Source organism: Pantoea sp. RIT413, from assembly GCF_003057675.2.
Taxonomy (GTDB): Bacteria; Pseudomonadota; Gammaproteobacteria; order Enterobacterales; family Enterobacteriaceae; genus Pantoea; species Pantoea eucrina.
Genome location: NZ_QBJB02000006.1, coordinates 88,331 through 102,128, shown reverse-complemented (window position 1 = coordinate 102,128; position 13,798 = coordinate 88,331). Strand labels below are relative to the sequence as shown.

The following is a 13,798-nucleotide window of genomic DNA, read 5'->3' as shown; positions in this document are numbered from 1 at the left end:
GATTAACGCACCTTCAGCGTAGCCAGGCCAATCAGCACCAGCATCAGCGAAATAATCCAGAAGCGCACGATAACGCGCGGTTCCGGCCAGCCCTTGAGTTCATAGTGGTGATGAATAGGCGCCATGCGGAAAATACGCTGGCCGCGCAGTTTAAAGGAGCCGACCTGCAGGATCACCGACAGCGTTTCAACCACAAATACGCCACCCATAATCACCAGCAGAAACTCCTGACGCAGCAGCACCGCCAGCGTGCCCAGCGCGCCGCCCAGCGCCAGTGACCCGACGTCACCCATGAAAACCTGTGCCGGATAGGTGTTAAACCACAGGAACCCGAGCCCGGCCCCGACAATCGCGGTGCAGACAATAACCAGCTCACCCGCGTGACGCAGATAGGGGATATGCAGATATTCAGCAAACTTCACGTTGCCGGTTGCCCAGGCGACCAGCGCAAAACCGGCAGCGACAAACACCGTTGGCATAATTGCCAGGCCATCAAGACCATCGGTAAGGTTCACGGCGTTGCCGGTGCCCACAATGACAAAGTAGGCCAGCACCACATAAAACAGACCCAGCTGCGGCATCACATCTTTAAAGAAGGGCACCACCAGCTGCGTGGCAGGCGTATCTTTGCCAGCCACAAACAGCGCAAATGCCACGCCGAGTGAGATCACCGACATCCAGAAATATTTCCAGCGCGCGATAAGCCCTTTGGTATCTTTGCGCACCACTTTACGGTAGTCGTCAACAAAGCCAATGGCGCCAAAGCCGAGCAGTACCACCAGTACACACCAGACATAGGGATTGGAAGGGTAAGCCCACATCAGTACGGAGATGGTGATTGATGTCAGGATCATGATGCCGCCCATGGTCGGCGTGCCGCGTTTGCTAAAGTGCGACTCCGGGCCATCATTACGTACCACCTGGCCAATCTGCAGCTTCTGCAGCCAGGCGATCAGACGCGGTCCCATCCATAATGAGATAAACAGAGCGGTCAGCAGGCTGACAATGGCGCGAAACGTCAGATAGGAAAAGACGTTAAAACCGGAATAAAATGCGACCAGATGTTCGGCCAGCCAGACTAGCATGTTCCTTTCTCCTTCAGTCCCTGTACTACCTGCTCCATGGCGGCACTACGTGAACCTTTAACTAAAATAGTGATCTCAGGATGCTGCGCGAGCAGCGCCTGCAGATGGGCGATCAGCGCGGCTTTGCTGGCAAAATGCTGGCCTCTGCCGCTGCTGTCGCTGATAAAGTGGCTGAGCTGACCGGTGCTGAGCACGGCATCCACGCCGGCAGCCTGTGCTGCGGCGCCCACCTGACGGTGGCACGCTTCCGCTTCCTCGCCCAGCTCGCCCATATCGCCTACTACCATAACGCGGAAGCCGGGCATCTCACCCAGCACCTGCGCGGCGGCCGTCATCGAACCCACGTTTGCGTTATAACTGTCATCCAGCAGCAACTGTGTCGCCGAGAGACGCACCGGGAAGATACGTCCCGGCACCGGCTGCAGCATTTTCAGGCCGGACTGGATGGCGGTCAGCGGTGCGTCGACCGACAGGGCCAGTGCTGCGGCGGCCAGCGCGTTGGCAATATTATGGCGGCCCGGCAGCGGCAGTTCGATAGCGATATCTCCGCGCGGCGTGTGCAGCGTAAAGCAGGTCACGTCAGGCCGCAGTACGATATCGCTGGCGCGAAACTCCGCATCAGTCAGCGGCTGCGGCGAAAAGTGCCACAGCGTTCTGCCGGCAAAATAGGGCTGCCAGTTAGCGAGATCGTGACTGTCGGCGTTTACAATCGCCGTGCCGTGCAGCGGTAAACCGGCAAAGATTTCGCCTTTGGCTTTCGCCACGCCTGCCAGTGATCCAAAACCTTCGAGATGCGCCGCTGCGAGATTGTTGACCAGCGCGGTCTCCGGCTGTACCAGCGCCGTGGTGTAGGCGATTTCGCCCTGATGGTTAGCGCCAAGTTCGATAACCGCATACTGATGTGCCGCGGTCAGACGCAGCAGCGTCATCGGCACGCCGTAGTCGTTATTCAGGTTACCAGCGGTGTAGAGCGTTTCGCCACACTGGCGTAAAATCGCCGCCGTCATCTCTTTCACTGAGGTTTTACCCGATGAGCCGGTCAGCGCCACGACGCGCGCGGTCGACTGCTGACGTACCCAGGCACCAAGCTGGCCGAACGCAATGCGCGTATCAGCCACCACCACCTGCGGCAGCGCAACCGATAACTGCCGGCTCACCAGCAGCGCCTGTGCCCCGCTGTTCATCGCCTGCTCAGCAAAGTCGTGCGCGTCAAAACGCTCACCCACCAGCGCCACAAACAGGCAGCCTGCGGTGACTTTACGGGTATCGGTCGTGACTTCATGCAGGGTCGCATCGCTGCCGTGCAGCGTACCGCCGCTGATGTCAGCCAGCGTTTGCAGCGTAATCGGGATCATGCCATTACTCCCAGCAGTCGGGCGACGGTGTCGCGGTCCGAGTAATCGAGACGACGATTGCCGATAATCTGATAATCTTCATGGCCCTTGCCGGCGACCAGCACGATATCTTCAGCTTTTGCCTGCATCACGGCGCTGGTCACCGCCTGCGCCCGGCCAGGCACGACGCGTGCGCGACCCGGATCGAGCAGTCCGGTCAGAATATCGTCCACAATCGCGGCGGGATCTTCGCTGCGCGGATTGTCATCGGTGATCACCACCACGTCAGCAAACTGTTCAGCAATCGCCCCCATCAGCGGACGTTTGCCTTTGTCGCGGTCGCCGCCGCAGCCGAATACGCACCAGAGCTGGCCCTTACAGTGAAGGCGCGCCGCTTCCAGCGCTTTCTCCAGCGCATCCGGGGTGTGCGCGTAATCCACCACAACGGTGGCTTTGCCCGCTGCACTGAAGACTTCCATGCGTCCGCATACCGGCTGCAGGTCTGCAGCGGTTGCCACTAAACTCTCCAGCGGATAGTCCATCGTCAGCAGCGTAGCCAGCGCCAGCAGCAGATTGCTGACGTTAAAGGCGCCCATCAGGCGGCTGTCAAAAGAGCCATCTCCCCAGCTGGAGCTGAAGCGCACGCGTGCGCCACCGTCGTGATACGCGACTTCAGTGGCATGGAGCCAGCGCCCGTGCCAGCCGGATGGCAGGTTGTTTGCCATGGTTACCGCGACCGCATCGGGCAGCTGCTGCAGCCAGCGATAGCCGGTCTCATCATCAGCGTTGATGATTGCGTCACCGATCTGATGTTCAGAAAAGAGCAGCCACTTGGCTGACTCATAGCTTTGCATGTCACCGTGGTAGTCGAGATGGTCGCGGCTCAGATTGGTAAATACCGCCGCAGCAAACGGCAATGCCGCCACGCGGTGCTGTACCAGGCCATGCGACGAGACCTCCATCGCTGCCAGGGTGGCGCCCTGCCCCACTAAGTCGTGCAGGATATGCTGAACCTCAACGGCCGAGCCGGTGGTGTTCTCTGCTGGCAGCAGCTGGCCATACAGGCCGTTACCCACGGTACCCATCACCGCGCCCGTCTCACCCAGCAGGTTAGCCCACTGTGCAATCAGCTGGGTGGTGGTGGTCTTGCCATTCGTCCCGGTAACGCCTGCCAGCTTCAGCTTGCTGCCCGGCTGCTGATAAAAGCGTCCAGCCAGCGCGGAGAGGCGCTGCGGCAGCTGCGCCAGATAGATCACCGGCACGCCGTGCAGTTCACGGATATCGCCGTCACTGGCCTCGCCTTCCGCTTCGGCAATCACGGCGGCAACGCCCTGCGCAATGGCCTGCGGGATAAAGCGCCGGCCATCAGCATGATGGCCCGCTACGGCGATAAACAGATCGCCGGCCGCCGCCGCGCGGCTGTCCAGCGTCATGTCACGAAGGGGACGCGCCGGCGCGCCGGCCACCCAGGGGGCCAGTAAATCGCGCAGGTTACGATCTGTCACTTGATGCCTCACTTCTGTTCTTCACTAATTCGTTTTTATCCACGACAGGCAGTGCGTCCGGCTCAATATTCATGGTGCGCAATACGCCGCCCATGATGGCGCCAAACACCGGCGCAGAGACTGCACCGCCATAATATTTACCGGCCTGCGGATCGTTAATCACCACGACCAGCGCAAAACGCGGCTGGCTGGCTGGTGCCACACCGGCGGTGTAGGCAATATACTTATTGACGTAGCGGCCATCGGGACCGACCTTTTTCGCGGTGCCGGTTTTAATCGCAATGCGATATCCTTTGATAGCGGCTTTTACCCCACCGCCGCCAGGCAGTGCCACGCTCTCCATCATATGCATTACCGTTCTGACCAGGTTCTCCGGAAAGACGCGCTCACCTGCAACCGGCGGATCCACTTTGGTAATGGAGAGAGGACGATTGATACCGTAGCTGCCAATCGTTGCGTAGACTCGCGCTAACTGTAACGGCGTTACCATTAGCCCGTAGCCGAAAGAGAAGGTGGCCCTCTCTATGTCAGACCACCGTTGTTTTTGAGGGTATAAGCCACTGCTTTCCCCGACCAGCCCCAAATTGGTCGGTTTACCCAGTCCAAAGCGCGCGTAAGTATCTACCAGCGCTGAGGAGGGCATCGCTAACGCCAGACGTGAAACCCCGACGTTACTCGACTTCTGTAAGACCCCGGTCAGGGTCAGTTCGTTATAGCGCGCCACATCTTTGATCTCATGACCGTTTACGCGGTATGGCACGGTGTTCAGTACGCTGTTCTCTTTTACCACCCCACGCTGCAGCGCAGTCATCACCACCATGGGCTTCACCGTTGAGCCCGGCTCAAAAATGTCGGTGATGGCGCGGTTACGCATGACATCTTTTGGCGTATTGCTGAGGTTATTCGGGTTGTAGGCAGGGCTGTTTGCCATTGCCAGGACTTCGCCCGTGCTGACATCAACCAGCACCGCCGTGCCCGACTCTGCTTTGTTAAAGGCGACCGCATTATTGAGCTCGCGATAGACCAGCGCCTGCAGCCGCTCATCAATACTCAGCGTCAGATTGTGTGCGGCACGGCTGTCGACCGACGAGATATCTTCAATGACGCGCCCGAAACGATCTTTACGCACCGTACGCTCGCCTGGCGCGCCCGTCAGCCATTTGTCGAAGCTTTTCTCAATCCCTTCGATGCCCTGTCCGTCAATGTTGGTGAAACCAATCAGATGCGCGGTGACCTGACCGGCCGGATAGTAGCGGCGCGACTCCTGGCGCAGATAAATACCCGGCAGCTTCAGTTTTTTCACATAGTCGCCAATGGCCGGATTAACCTGACGCGCCAGATAGATAAAGCGTCCTTTGGGGTTGGCGTTGATGCGCGCGGCCAGCTGATCCAGCGGGATCGACAGCGCATCTGAGAGCGCTTTCCAGCGGCTATCAAGGGTGACGCCGCCGTGACCAATCAGCTCTTTGGGATCGGCCCAGATAGCATTAACCGGTACGCTGACCGCCAGCGGACGCCCGGCGCGGTCGCTGATCATGCCGCGTGCCGTCGGCACCTCCTGCACGCGCAGCGAGCGCAGATCGCCCTCTTTAACCAGCCGATCGGGCTTGATCACCTGCAGCCAGGCGACGCGCGACAGCAGCCCGCCCAGCGCGAGTAAAATACAGCCGCACAGCAAAGCAAAACGCCAGCTTACAAAGCTGGCCTTATCTTCCTGTTTTTTTAACTTCAGCGTTTTGCCTGCGCCGCTCATTGAGGTCTGCGATTCCTTATTTCTGCACCACAATATTTTCCTGAGAAGGATCAACGTGCCGCAGCTGCAGCTTATCGGTTGCGATCCGCTCTACCCGGCTGTGATCGCCAAGCGCGTTCTCTTCCAGAATCAGGTTGCGCCATTCGATATCCAGCGCATCGCGCTCCAGCACCAGCTGTTCACGCTGCGCCGTTAGCAGGCGCGTTTTGTGCGTTGTGGTCACGACCAGTACCGAAGAGACCAGTACGGCAATCAGCAACAACACCGGGATCTTGCCAAAGCGCAGCAGGTCTCCGCCGATGACGCCGGGGAGACTGTGCCGCTCATTGCCAATCATGGCGCGGTCCTTTCAGCAATACGCAGCACCGAGCTGCGCGCGCGCGGGTTTTCCCGCACCTCTGCTTCGCCCGGAATGAGCTTGCCCAGCGTTTTCAGCTCGCGTCCGCCCAGCGCTTTCAGCTGGCTTTCCGTCATCGGAATTCCCGCCGGAACCTGCGGACCACGGCTTTGATCGCGCATAAAACGCTTCACCAGGCGATCTTCAAGAGAGTGGAAGCTGATGATGGATAAACGGCCACCCGGAGCCAGAACAGAAAGCGCGCCTTTGAGTGCGGTATCAATCTCTTCCAGCTCACTGTTGATCCAGATACGAATAGCCTGAAAGCTGCGCGTCGCCGGGTGCTTAAATTTATCTTTTACCGGCGTCGCGGCGGCAATGACTTCAGCCAGCTCTTTTGTGCGCGTCATCGGCTGCTCCCGATTGCGCTCTGTAATGGCGCGTGCAATGCGCTTCGCGAAACGCTCTTCGCCGTATGTTTTCAGCACAAAGGCGATATCAGCTTCTTCTGCCTGCAGCAGCCATTCAGCGGCAGAGTGACCCCGCGTGGGATCCATGCGCATGTCCAGCGGCCCGTCGCGCATAAACGAAAAGCCGCGCTCGGCGTCGTCCAGCTGCGGTGAGGAGACGCCCAGATCCAGCAGGACGCCACTGATTTTCCCGGTCAGCCCGCGCGCGTCGACATAGTCTGCCAGCGCTGAGAAAGGACCGTGCACAATAGAAAAGCGCGGATCGTTAATCTCAGCGGCGGCCGCAATTGCCTGCGGATCGCGATCGATGGCCAGCAGCTGTCCATTTTCGCCTAGCTGCGAAAGGATCAGGCGTGAGTGGCCACCGCGACCAAAGGTGCCGTCAATGTAAATGCCGTCTTCCCTGATATTAAGGCCGTTTACCGCCTCATCCAGCAGCACCGTGGTATGTTTAAAATTTTCCTGCATAGCTATAGCGATAAGTCCTGCAACCGCTCAGATAGAGGTTCCTGAGCTGAATGTTCTGCGTCAATATCATCCCTGACTTGTTGATACCAGGTCTGTTCATCCCACAATTCAAACTTGTTGAACTGCCCAACCAGCATCACTTCTTTTTTCAGTCCCGCATGCTGCCTTAAGATATTTGCCAGCAGCAGCCGGCCTGCACTATCCATCTGGCATTCGCTGGCATGTCCGAGCAGCAGACGCTGTACGCGTCGCTCTGCCGGATTCATACTGGATAAGCGAGCCAGTTTTTTCTCAATAATTTCCCATTCGGGCAGGGTATAAAGCAGCAGGCAGGGCTGATGCAGGTCGATAGTAGAGACCATCTGCCCCTGAGACTCTGCGAGCAGTAATTCGCGATAGCGCACCGGAACCGCTAACCGCCCTTTACTGTCGAGATTGACTAACGTTGCCCCGCGGAACATGCCAGCCTGACTCCTCAGCTACCGTTTTCACCACTTTATCCCACTTTTTACCACGAAACGAGTTTACGGAGCCGATGAAAACATTGTCAAGCCGCAACGGCAGGTGAATATCACTCTTTACATCCCGGAAAAATAAGCGGAAAGCGAAATAAAAAAGCGTGCGGAATGGCAAAGCAAAATTAAACCGATGAATAACAGTATAAAAATATCTGCTTACTTCAGACATGATTAAATTTGATTCAGATTTGGCTTAAGTACAGCAGCGCGGGGTTATGCGACAGCGGCGGCATTTTAGGGGATTTCTGAACGGAAGCCCAGCGCAAGCGCTTGGTGGCAGGGATTAAAAATGACTAACTTTTATCCAGCAGGATTAAATTGCTCGCTGTTTTGTGAAAATTAATGGCTGTTATTTACGCTTTTTTACGTCAGATAATTAATTGCCCGCCAGATAGTGAATAAATGGCGGGCATCATCGCGTCCGCTAACTCATTTTGTCAGGCGGCTTAACTGGCCACGATGAAATAAGTTACGGCGAATGCGCGTTAATCCGGGTTTGGGTTTGCGCGGCTCATCAAGAGACGCCAGCACCAGTTCCAGAACCCGCTCTGCAACGTCGCGATGACGCTGTCCCACCGCCAGTACCGGACAATCAAGGAAATCGAGTAATTCGTGATCGCCAAACGTGGCGATCGCCAGATCTTTTGGCAGCCGCCCTTCTCGTTTCAGCGTGACATCCATTACGCCCTGCAGCAGACCAAATGATGTGGTAAAAAGCGCATCAGGCATGGGATTTTCGTCCAGATAACGCTCAAACAGGGCAGCGGCGGCCGCGCGATCAAAACTGTTGCAGTAGAGGTAACTGACTGAACGCTCATCATCCTGCCAGGCTTCGCGGAAGCCCATTTCACGCAGAAAACTCACGGAAAGCTCCGGTAGCGCGCCCATAAACAGTACGTTTTTCACCGGGAGCTGACGCAATTCAGCCGCCAGCGCGCGCGCATCATCCTGATCGGCACCGACAACGCTGGTAAAGTGCTCACGATCCAGCGCGCGATCCAGCGCGACAATCGGCAGCGGATCGTTTATCCAGCGCTGGTAGAACGGGTGCTCCGGCGGCAGCGAAGTGGAGACGATGATTGCATCGACCTGACGCTGCAGCAGATGCTCGATACAGCGCATCTCGTTATCAGGCTGATCTTCTGAACAGGCGATAAGCAGCTGATAGCCGCGCTGGCGCGCCTGACGCTCCAGATAATTAGCAATACGCGTATAGCTGGTGTTTTCGAGATCGGGGATCACCAGTCCGATAGAGCGCGTGCGCCCTGCACGCAGGCCGGCAGCGACCGCATTGGGGTGGTAGTTATACTCGCGTACCACCGCCATCACTTTCTCAACCGTTTTGTCGCTGACACGATACTGCCGCGCTTTACCATTGATCACATAGCTGGCGGTGGTACGCGAGACGCCGGCCAGACGCGCAATTTCATCCAGTTTCACGATAACACCTTCATGTCGATAAGCCAGAGCTGGCGGAGATATCCGCAACGTAGCTGTGGATAAAATCTTTGTTACATCTAACCGCAGAAAACCGGCCTGAGCAACCGCTTTTCATCAGCAAACAAAGCTGGCGCATAAAATAAAAAAACCCGGCATTACGCCGGGTTAGAGTAAAGTGCAGTGATAACAGAGCGGGATTAACGCATGATGCGCTCGCCGCGTGATACGCCAACGATACCTGAACGTGCCACCTCAACAATCTCTGCTACTTCGCGTACGCTGTTGAGAAACGCATCCAGCTTGTCGCTGGTGCCTGCCAGCTGAACCGTGTAAAGCGTCGGTGTGACATCAACAATCTGTCCGCGAAAAATCTCTGCGCTGCGTTTCACTTCTTCACGGCCATAGCCGCTGGCCTGAATTTTGACCAGCATGATCTCACGCTCAACGTAAGCGCCCTGCCCCAGTTCAGTGACGCGCAGTACATCCACCAGCTTATGCAGCTGCTTCTCAATCTGCTCAATCACTTTTTCATCGCCCACGGTCTGAATGGTCATGCGCGACAGAGTAGGATCGTCGGTGGGCGCAACGGTCAGGCTCTCAATGTTATAACCGCGCTGGGAGAAAAGTCCGACCACGCGGGATAATGCGCCCGACTCATTCTCCAGCAGCACCGATAGAATACGACGCATAATTAAGTCCTCTCCGTCTTGCTCAACCACATTTCATCCATTGAGCCGCCCCGAATCTGCATCGGATAGACGTGCTCGCTGCCATCAACGGTGACATCCACAAACACCAGTCGCCCTTTTGCCAGCGTATCCAGCGCCAGCTGCAGCTTCTCTTCCAGCTCGGCCGGATGCTGGATAGCGATGCCGACATGGCCATACGCCTCAGCCAGGCGGACAAAATCGGGCAGCGACTCCATATAGGATTGTGAATGGCGTCCGGAATAGATCATATCCTGCCACTGTTTCACCATGCCGAGGAAACGGTTGTTCAGATTGAGCACCAGCACAGGCAGATCGTACTGCAGCGCTGTCGATAGCTCCTGAATGTTCATCTGGATGCTGCCATCGCCGGTGACACAGATTACCGTCTCTTCCGGCAGCGCCATCTTCACGCCCAGCGCAGCCGGCAGGCCAAAGCCCATGGTGCCAAGGCCACCGGAGTTGATCCAGCGACGCGGCTTGTCAAACGGGTAATAGAGTGCAGCAAACATCTGGTGCTGTCCGACATCAGAGGTCACGTAAGCCTCGCCGCCCGTCAGACGCGCGATTGTCTCTATCACCGCCTGCGGTTTGATCTTATCGCTGCTGCGATCGAACTCCAGACACTTACGGCTGCGCCAGGTTTCAATGTTCTGCCACCAGTCGCGCAGGCTGTCGTGCTGCTGCTGCGTGTCGCTCTGCGCCAGCAGCTCCAGCATCTGCACCAGCGTCTGTTTTGCATCGCCAACGATCGGAATATCTGCGCTGACCGTTTTTGAAATAGACGTCGGATCAACATCAATGTGCATGATGGTGGCATTCGGGCAATATTTTGCCAGATTGTTGGTGGTGCGATCGTCAAAGCGGACGCCGATGCCGAAGATCAAATCGGCGTTGTGCATCGTCATGTTGGCTTCATACGTGCCGTGCATGCCCAGCATGCCGACGCACTGACGGTGCGTGCCAGGAAACGCACCCAGCCCCATCAGCGAGGTGGTTACCGGGATGTTAAGCTGCTCAGCCAGCTGGCGCAGTTCCGCTTCGCATCCTGACGTGATCGCCCCGCCACCGGCATAGATTACCGGTTTATGCGCAGCCAGCAGTGTCTGCAGTGCGCGCTTGATCTGACCTTTATGGCCCTGCAGGGTCGGATTATAAGAGCGCATGCTGACGCTTTCCGGCCAGGCATACGGCAGCTTGTTCGCCGGATTAAGGATATCTTTAGGCAGATCGATCACGACCGGGCCAGGGCGTCCGCTGGCCGCCAGCCAGAACGCTTTTTTCAGTACAGTGGGGATCTCTTCCGTGCTTTTTACCAGAAAGCTGTGTTTGACCACCGGCCGGGAGATACCGACCATGTCACACTCCTGAAACGCATCATAGCCAATCAGCGATGAGGGCACCTGGCCTGACAGGATCACCAGCGGAATCGAATCCATATAGGCGGTTGCGATACCGGTGATGGCATTTGTCGCCCCCGGGCCAGACGTCACCAGCACCACGCCAACTTCGCCAGTTGCCCGCGCCAGACCATCTGCCATATGCACTGCGCCCTGTTCGTGACGCACCAGTACATGGTCAATTCCACCGACCGTCTGCAGCGCATCATAGATATCGAGCACTGCTCCGCCCGGATAACCGAATACCTGCTTTACGCCCTGATCGATCAACGAACGGACGACCATTTCGGCTCCTGACAACATCTCCATTTTCTGCCTCCAGGCGTCAGAAACAGCCGCGACGGGCAGCGCTGTCCAGCGCACGGTGTCGCATCTGTTCCCTTATCGCCAATTAAGATCAAAATCTTATGTTTATGCTCAGAAGAAGGAATTCATTTCCGCCTTCCAGATATCGGGAATCTACCTGAATGAATTCTTTTGAGAGTAGGACGATTACCATAACCGCAGAGCCTGCGGGCTGCAAACCGCCAGGGCCTGTGACGTGCGTTCTCTGACACGCAAGCCTCTGACGTGTCGGGTCAGGGTGCGATGAATAAACTAATCGTCAGGCATAAATTCAGAGGAATATGCTGGCCTGGAGATTATTTTCAGCGAGTTGTAAGAAATATATTTTTGTTATCGCCTGTTGCATCAGCCCACAATGTTTTTAACTTCTTTCTTTGCCGTGTGATTAACGTCAAAAATTGCCAGAGGCATTATATTATTCTGCCTTGCAGCCTGAGATTTGTATTTTCACCTGCCGCATACATTAAAATATAACAATAAAATCAACAACTTAATCAAAATAATCGCTTTATGATAGCGTACATTACATCTGCCCCTGCGATGCAGCACGCTATTTTTTTCGCGATCCTCCACAGGCGTCAATATTTCCAGCAGATCGCGCTTTTGGCGTAAGAAAAATAGCCGCTGGTTCAGGGTTGACATCACATCGCCAATCCAGTACCAATATGTACAGCACACATTTTATGGGGTCTGATTCATGTTTCGTTCTTTCCGCCTACTCGGTCTACTACTAAACGCATCCAGTTTGCGCGGTAGACTCGTGGGCGAAATCAACAACTGATTCCAACCCGCTGAAAGTTAAAAACCCGCGCCACTGCGCGGGTTTTTTTATGCTCGTTGCACCGGCGAAGTTAATGCAAAAGGAAGATAACCATGAGCCAGCAAGTTATTATTTTCGATACCACTCTGCGCGACGGCGAACAGGCGTTACAGGCCAGCCTGAGTGTTAAAGAAAAATTGCAGATCGCCCTGGCGCTGGAAAGAATGGGCGTGGACGTAATGGAAGTGGGTTTCCCGGTCTCTTCACCCGGTGACTTTGAATCGGTACAGACCATTGCCCGTACGATTAAAAACAGCCGCGTCTGCGGGCTGGCGCGCTGTGTCGAGAAAGATATTGATGCCGCTTACGAATCACTGCGCGTCGCCGATGCGTTCCGTATTCACACCTTTATCGCTACCTCACCGATGCATATTGCAACCAAGCTGCGCAGCACGCTGCCGGAAGTGATTGAGCGCGCGGTGCACATGGTAAAACGCGCACGTAACTACACCGATGATGTGGAGTTCTCCTGTGAAGATGGCGGGCGCACGCCGATTGACGATCTCTGCCGCATGGTTGAAGCCGCCATCAGCGCCGGTGCTACCACCATTAATATTCCCGATACTGTTGGCTATACCCTGCCTGGCGAATACGCCAATATTATCGGGCAGCTGGTTAACCGCGTGCCTAACATCGACAAAGCGATTCTGTCAGTGCACACCCATGATGATTTAGGGATGGCAACCGGCAACGCTATTGCTGCGGTACTGGCGGGCGCGCGTCAGGTTGAAGGCACGCTGAATGGTCTGGGCGAGCGCGCCGGTAACTGCGCGCTGGAAGAGGTGATCATGGCGATCAAAACCCGCCAGCAGATCATGAACGTTCACACCGCTATCAACCACCAGGAGATCTACCGCACCAGCCAGATTGTCAGCCAGATCTGCAACATGCCAATTCCGGCGAACAAAGCGGTGGTCGGCTCAAATGCGTTTGCGCACTCCTCCGGCATTCATCAGGATGGCGTGCTGAAAAACCGTGAAAACTACGAAATTCTGACGCCTGAATCGATCGGCCTGCACAAAATTCAGCTGAACCTCACCTCCCGCTCCGGACGCGCGGCGGTAAAACATCGTATGGAAGAGATGGGCTATAAAGAGGCTGACTACAACCTCGATGCGCTGTATGACGCCTTCCTGAAGCTGGCCGATAAGAAAGGTCAGGTGTTTGACTACGATCTGGAAGCGCTCGCCTTTATCAACAAACAGCATGAAGAGCCGGAATTTTTCCAGCTCAACGAATTCAACGTGCAGACCGGCTCCAGCGTCACGGCAACCGCTTCAGTCCAGCTCGGCTATGGTGAAGAGACCAAAGCGGATGCGGCCACCGGCAACGGTCCGGTTGACGCGGTCTATCAGGCGATCAACCGCATTACCGGCTTTGACGCCGAGCTGGTGAACTACAAGCTGACGGCGAAAGGTCACGGCGAAAATGCCCTGGGCCAGGTGGATATCGTAGTGAATTACAACGGACGCAAGTTCCACGGTGTAGGTCTCGCTACCGATATCGTTGAATCCTCTGCCAAAGCGATGATCAACGCACTGAACAACATCTGGCGAGCCCGACAGGTCGAAAAAGAACTGCAGCGTAAATTTAAAGAACAGAAGGAAACGGTGTAA

The 13,798-nt window shown here is 56.1% G+C and carries 11 protein-coding genes; 1 reads left to right on the top strand and 10 read right to left on the bottom strand.

All coding sequences use genetic code 11. From position 1 onward, the window contains the following. Positions 1-2: 2 nt before the first annotated feature. The 10 genes from mraY to ilvI form a co-directional block, all read right to left on the bottom strand. A complete protein-coding gene (gene mraY, locus DBY66_RS10220) occupies positions 3-1,085 on the bottom strand; it encodes a phospho-N-acetylmuramoyl-pentapeptide-transferase (protein WP_039382574.1) in 1,083 nt (360 codons plus the stop codon). Beyond that, a complete protein-coding gene (gene murF / locus DBY66_RS10215) occupies positions 1,079-2,440 on the bottom strand; it encodes a UDP-N-acetylmuramoyl-tripeptide--D-alanyl-D-alanine ligase (RefSeq protein WP_108569994.1) in 1,362 nt (453 codons plus the stop codon). The genes mraY and murF overlap by 7 nt, the downstream gene beginning before the upstream one ends. Beyond that, on the bottom strand, positions 2,437-3,924 hold the full coding sequence (murE, locus tag DBY66_RS10210) for a UDP-N-acetylmuramoyl-L-alanyl-D-glutamate--2,6-diaminopimelate ligase (protein ID WP_039382570.1): 1,488 nt from the start codon (positions 3,922-3,924) through the stop codon (positions 2,437-2,439). Before murE ends, murF begins: the two co-directional genes overlap by 4 nt. After that, entirely contained in the window at positions 3,911-5,677 is a 1,767-nt protein-coding gene (locus DBY66_RS10205) for a peptidoglycan glycosyltransferase FtsI (RefSeq protein ID WP_039382568.1), read from the bottom strand. Before DBY66_RS10205 ends, murE begins: the two co-directional genes overlap by 14 nt. Positions 5,678-5,693: 16 nt before the next feature. Next, positions 5,694-6,014 carry a cell division protein FtsL gene (gene ftsL, locus DBY66_RS10200; RefSeq protein ID WP_039382567.1) on the bottom strand — a complete coding sequence of 107 codons (321 nt, stop codon included), beginning with the start codon at positions 6,012-6,014 and terminating at the stop codon, positions 5,694-5,696. Continuing rightward, complete coding sequence (rsmH, locus tag DBY66_RS10195) at positions 6,011-6,952, bottom strand: 16S rRNA (cytosine(1402)-N(4))-methyltransferase RsmH (protein WP_039382565.1); 942 nt, start codon at positions 6,950-6,952, stop codon at positions 6,011-6,013. The genes ftsL and rsmH overlap by 4 nt, the downstream gene beginning before the upstream one ends. Before the next feature lie 2 nt (positions 6,953-6,954). Further along, positions 6,955-7,413 (bottom strand): division/cell wall cluster transcriptional repressor MraZ, encoded by a 459-nt coding sequence (mraZ, locus tag DBY66_RS10190; RefSeq protein ID WP_108569993.1) that lies wholly within the window; start codon positions 7,411-7,413, stop codon positions 6,955-6,957. A 486-nt stretch (positions 7,414-7,899) separates the two neighbouring features. Continuing rightward, positions 7,900-8,910: a catabolite repressor/activator gene (gene cra / locus DBY66_RS10185; RefSeq protein WP_039382560.1), complete on the bottom strand. Its 1,011-nt coding sequence runs from the start codon at positions 8,908-8,910 to the stop codon at positions 7,900-7,902. A gap of 197 nt (positions 8,911-9,107) precedes the next feature. Next, a complete protein-coding gene (gene ilvN / locus DBY66_RS10180) occupies positions 9,108-9,599 on the bottom strand; it encodes an acetolactate synthase small subunit (protein ID WP_039382558.1) in 492 nt (163 codons plus the stop codon). A 2-nt stretch (positions 9,600-9,601) separates the two neighbouring features. After that, positions 9,602-11,326, bottom strand: coding sequence for an acetolactate synthase 3 large subunit (ilvI, locus tag DBY66_RS10175; protein WP_039382556.1), 1,725 nt, complete (start codon positions 11,324-11,326; stop codon positions 9,602-9,604). Between the two features lie 909 nt (positions 11,327-12,235). Here ilvI and leuA point away from each other — a divergent pair. Continuing rightward, positions 12,236-13,798, top strand: a complete 1,563-nt coding sequence (gene leuA / locus DBY66_RS10165; protein ID WP_039382552.1) for a 2-isopropylmalate synthase — start codon at positions 12,236-12,238, stop codon at positions 13,796-13,798.